Origin of the sequence: Phenylobacterium sp. (assembly GCF_036495085.1) — a bacterium.
Taxonomy (GTDB): Bacteria; Pseudomonadota; Alphaproteobacteria; order Caulobacterales; family Caulobacteraceae; genus Phenylobacterium.
Map to the genome: position 1 here is coordinate 1 of NZ_DASXNL010000162.1, position 4,608 is coordinate 4,608.

Consider the following 4,608-nt stretch of genomic DNA (forward strand, 5'->3'; position numbering starts at 1 on the left):
AACCTTGATGGCCCCGGCGGTACGCCGAGCCAGCACATCTATTCGACCTCTTATGCGGGGGGCGACTTCGGCATTCCGGCCGGTGTCTACGTGGCGTTCGAAGATCTGCCGCGCACCTCCTCAGACCTGAACTACCACGACGAGACCTTCGTCTTCACCAACGTGGGCTCGCGGACCAGCGGCGGTGTTCCCGAACCCGCGGCCTGGAGCCTTATGCTCGCCGGCTTCGGCGGCCTCGGCGCCATGCTGCGTCGGCGCCGTCTCGCGCTCGCCGTCTGATCCCCGTTTCGGCGTCCGCGCCGATAAGATCGAACCAAGCCCCGGCTCCCCGTTGAGCCGGGGCTTTTTTTGCTCCGCGGCTCCGTTGCAGCACGACCTGGAGCCGCCAGAGCCAGATCGAACTCTCCTTCGGATCCTTGCGCCCCCGTTTGCAGGACGCCACTCGGCGGCGCAGCTAGTTTGGCGAAGGGGTCTGGCGAAACTGGTCCGGCCATTTCGTCAGCCGCAGAGTTGGCGCGTTACGGAAAGGTCCTGGACCCTGATGACGCTGCTCCGAATTCGTGTGAAGGCCGCGCCCACGCGTGTGGGTGCGGTCGAACGAACCTCGCGGGGCGCCGACCGCCGGCCTTGGCGGCGAGAGCCGGGTTCCACCCGATATTCCCACGCTGGTTCGCAGACGTAGAAGGGCTCCGTGCTCGGGCGGTCCTGGCGCCACGCTGACCCAGGGCCAGCCAGTAGCGCGTTGTTGGACCGCCGAAAATTCGCAGGAGATGCGACGATGAAACAAGCCGTACTACTCGGGGCGGCCGCCGCGGCCGCGCTATCGCTTGCCGCGTGCCAGAAGAAGCCTGCCGCTCCGGAAACGCCCGCCCCCGAAGCTGCGGCCGCGCCCGCGGCCGCTCCGGCTCCGGCCGTCCAGACCGCAAACGCAACTCCCGACGCCGAAGTCGCCGCCGGCCCCATCGACCCGGTTCCCGCCGCAATCGCCGCCGCGCCGCCGACGCCTGCGGCCAAGAAGGCAGGCGCGACCGAGGCGACCCAGGACGTCATCAACGGTGTGGCGCTTACCGACCTCTACCAGATCCAGGCCGGCAAGATCGCCGAGGCCAAGGCCCAGGCGCCGGCCGTAAAGGATTTTGCCAAGGCGATGGTCGTCGACCACACCGCCACGACCAATCAGATGAAGCACCTGTTCGTGGTCCTCAGTGTGAAGGTCCCGACAGAACTTGGTCCTCGCGGCCAGCGGATGATCGACGCCCTGAACGCGGCGCCCCCGGCGGAATTCGACAAGACCTACCTTAACCAGCAGCAAGCCGCCCAGGCGGCCGAACTCACCCTGCTGCGTGTCTATGCGGACGGCGGCGAAAGCACCGACATCAAGCCTGCCGCCGCAAAACGCATCCCCAAGGTCCAGGCAAGCCTCGACAAGGTCCACGAACTGCAGGCCGCAGAGCCGCAAGCGGCGCCACCACCAGGCTAGCCCTTCTTACGACCTTCAGCCGCAAGGCTCGGCGGGCGTGCTTCCGATGTTCAAAAAGATCGCGTCAGTCCTGTTTCGCGCCGAGCCTTAACCGACGCTCGGCGCGTCTCGTGGGGGGCGGGCCAACACGCATAACCGCCCCGCACCAGCCGCCGGTAGGCGTTACGCGCCTTGGCGCCGCAGGTGCTCGATGTCTGCAAGGAGGCCCGGACCCGTAGGGCGCCAGTTCAGCCGTTTGCGTGTCTCATGGCTCGACGCCGGGAGGTCGAGCATGGCGAACCCGGCCAGCCACCCGTAATGCGCGGGAGCCTCTTCGGGCGATATGGACGCCGTGGGCAGGCCCATGCGCCGGCCGATCGCCTCGGCGATGGCGCGCATCGGAACGCCTTCCTCCGCCACCGCGTGATATCGCGCGCCGCGTTCGCCGCGTTCGAGCGCCAGCCGATAGAGCCGCGCCGTATCGAGCCGGTGGGCCGCCGGCCAGCGGTTTTCGCCCGCGCCCACGTAGGTCGACACGCCTTTTTCCTGCGCCGAGGCGATCGCGTAGGTGATCAGGCCCTGCTTCTCCGTGTCGTGCACCTGGGGCAGGCGCACGACCGAGACATTGACGCCCTCGGCCGCGGCGGCTTCCGCCGCTTCTTCCGAGGCGGCGCGAGGAACCGCTGCGGCGCTCGCCGGGGGATCGTCCTCCTTGACAGGCTGGCCTTGACCGCCTGCGCTCATTCCCGTCCCCGACGTGACGAGGAGCGGCCGGTCTGTGCCCACCAGCGCCGAGGCCAGCGCTGCAATGACCTGTCGGTCGTCCTCGCAGTTCGCCAGATAGGTCGAGAAGTCGTGGTTGAAGGCCAGGTGGACCACCCCGTCCGAGCGCGCCGCGCCGCTTTTGAGGCTGTCCAGGTCCGCCAGCGACCCCTCGTGCGCCTCGGCTCCGGCCGCCGCCAGGGCCCGCGCGCCGGCCTCAGATCGCGTGAGGCCCAATACCTGATGTCCGGCCGCGATCAGGTCAGCCACGAGCGCCGACCCCACGAACCCGGTCGCCCCGGTCACAAACACACGCATCGCCAAATCTCCACGAGATCACATCATCGGCGACAACTATCGGAGCCTGGAGTATCCTGGTAAAGTAGTGATCATATCATGGTATAGAAGCTAACAGGATGAGCACGCTCTCAGCTAACGACCGGCGGCTGGGAACCTACCTCAAGGACCGCCGCGCAAGGCTGGACCCGGCGGCGTTCGGATTCCCGCCGGAGCGCCGTCGCACGCCCGGTCTTCGCCGCGAGGAGGTCGCCCAGCGGGCCAATATCAGCCCCACCTGGTACACCTGGCTTGAGCAGGGGCGCGGCGGCGCGGCGTCTGCCGACGTTCTCGAGCGCATAGCTCGCGCGCTGGTGCTGACCGAAGCCGAGCGCGAGCATCTCTTCCTGCTGGGCCTCGGCCGTCCCCCGGAGGTGCGCTATCGGCGAGACGAGGGGGTAACGCCGCGCCTGCAGCGGGTCCTCGATGCGCTGGAACCCTGTCCCGCTCTGATCCGCACCGCCACCTGGGACGTCGTCGCCTGGAACCGCGCGGCGACCGTCATGCTGATGGACTACGCCGCGGCGCCGGCGGAAGAACGCAATGTCCTGCGTTTCATGTTCCTCGATCCAAGGGTTCGCGAGGCCCACTACGACTGGGAGGGCGTGGCGCGCTTCGTGGTCAGCGCCTTCCGCGTCGATGCGGCTCGCGCCGGCGCGGCGGAGGAGGTGGCGCCGCTGGTGGATGAACTCAGCCGCCGCAGTCCGGAGTTCGCTGCGATGTGGCGAGAGAACGACGTCCTTAGCCACGGCGAAGGCGTCAAGCAGATGCGCCATCCGGTCCTTGGCCCCATCGCCTTCGAGTATTCCGCCTTCGCGGTAGACGCCCGGCCGGACCTCAGCCTGCTCGTCTATAATCCCGCGACACCGGCCGACGCCGGGAAGATCGCCTCGATGGTGAGATCAGCAACCGTCGAGGGTTGATCGTCCGACGCACGACGGCCTGGAATGTTGTTCTGGAGTAGCCATCCGTTCAAAGCTCGGCCTCAGCGGGGCGACAGACTTGCGAATAAGGCGGCGGGCAAGGGGCGACCTCTGTGTCTGGCTCGTCAGTTTTATAGGCGTTGTCGACTTAGCGCTTCGAGGTTCGCAGACCAGCTCGTGAAACCATAGGGCGGGAGGTCTCCGGCCGGCCGCAACTGGGCGTCTCGACGCCGAGCGCCGTGGCGCCCGGACGGAGCATGCAAGGGGTTGGCCGCGCCCCAACCAAGTAGTCCACCTGATAGGCCGCCCATCGCGGCTGCTCCAAGACGCGGGCTAATGGAGAATGGCTGCCCTTATGATTGCCTGTCCGCCGGAACTCTCAAATCCGGCCTCAGCCGCCGAGCGCGCGGTAGCGCGCGACCACGCCAGTCTTCTTGAGGTGTGGCCTTGGTCTATTCTGACGTCATTGAGCAATCCGTAGCGCCGGCGTTCCTGCTCGGAGCCGTGGCGAGCTTCCTCTCAGTGTTGAATTTGCGGTACAACCGGATAATCGACCAAAGGAATTTGATCAGCGCGTCCGAGCCAGACCAAGTTCTCCAAATGAAAAGGAAAATTCTTACGCGTCGGGCGAGGTTTCTAAATCGAGCAACGATCCTGGCGCTTATCAGCGCTGCATTGGCTGCAACGTTGATTGTGGCTTCGTTTTGCTACGCCTTGCTCGAAATTACCGAGCAACGTGGTCTTCCAGCGTTGTTCACGATCTCGCTGGTGTTTCTCGGCGTGGCATTCATCGATTTCAGTCGCGAGGTCGTCGCCTCGCGAAGTGAGTTCAAGGACTAGCAGATCTTCCGAGCCGTGCTCGGCTGACGCCGCTTTTTGGCGGTCCCGCGGCAATTTGGCGTGTCGCATCGGTGCGACGAGGGATCAGCCGGGCATGTGTGGCTCCCGGTTCGGCCGTTCACGTGGCGTCCCGCCGAGCGAACCTTACCCCCGGATTGGCTTCAGCCGAGATTGAGCGCACCGATAACAGGAAGAAGCCAGCCAAGGGAGGAACCGAGCGTGAGCGCCACATCCCCACGAGCGCCGGCGAAATACGGCGAGGTCTGCGAGGGACTGCGAGCTGAACTT

At 66.3% G+C, this 4,608-nt stretch carries 5 protein-coding genes; 4 read left to right on the forward strand and 1 reads right to left on the reverse strand.

The window, feature by feature from the left end:
* The coding region (locus VGI62_RS18090) for a PEPxxWA-CTERM sorting domain-containing protein (protein ID WP_331505942.1) at positions 1–279 on the forward strand (279 nt) is incomplete at its 5' end.
* Between the two features lie 499 nt (positions 280–778).
* Entirely contained in the window at positions 779–1,480 is a 702-nt protein-coding gene (locus tag VGI62_RS18095; protein ID WP_331505943.1) for a DUF4142 domain-containing protein, read from the forward strand.
* A gap of 162 nt (positions 1,481–1,642) precedes the next feature.
* Here the strand turns inward: VGI62_RS18095 and VGI62_RS18100 are convergent, their stop codons facing one another.
* On the reverse strand, positions 1,643–2,539 hold the full coding sequence (locus VGI62_RS18100) for an SDR family oxidoreductase (RefSeq protein WP_331505944.1): 897 nt from the start codon (positions 2,537–2,539) through the stop codon (positions 1,643–1,645).
* Positions 2,540–2,637: 98 nt separating this feature from the next.
* Between VGI62_RS18100 and VGI62_RS18105 the strand changes: the two genes are divergently transcribed.
* Positions 2,638–3,480 (forward strand): helix-turn-helix transcriptional regulator, encoded by an 843-nt coding sequence (locus tag VGI62_RS18105; protein WP_331505945.1) that lies wholly within the window; start codon positions 2,638–2,640, stop codon positions 3,478–3,480.
* A gap of 447 nt (positions 3,481–3,927) precedes the next feature.
* Positions 3,928–4,320 (forward strand): DUF2721 domain-containing protein, encoded by a 393-nt coding sequence (locus tag VGI62_RS18110; RefSeq protein WP_331505946.1) that lies wholly within the window; start codon positions 3,928–3,930, stop codon positions 4,318–4,320.
* The last annotated feature ends 288 nt before the right edge of the window (positions 4,321–4,608 follow it).

What these genes read in the sequence shown, in the direction of transcription:
- VGI62_RS18095 (WP_331505943.1), top strand. Translation starts at nt 779, where the DNA reads ATGAAACAAGCCGTACTACTCGGGGCGGCCGCCGCGGCCGCGCTATCG.
- VGI62_RS18100 (WP_331505944.1), bottom strand. Translation starts at nt 2,539, where the DNA reads ATGCGTGTGTTTGTGACCGGGGCGACCGGGTTCGTGGGGTCGGCGCTC.
- VGI62_RS18105 (WP_331505945.1), top strand. Translation starts at nt 2,638, where the DNA reads ATGAGCACGCTCTCAGCTAACGACCGGCGGCTGGGAACCTACCTCAAG.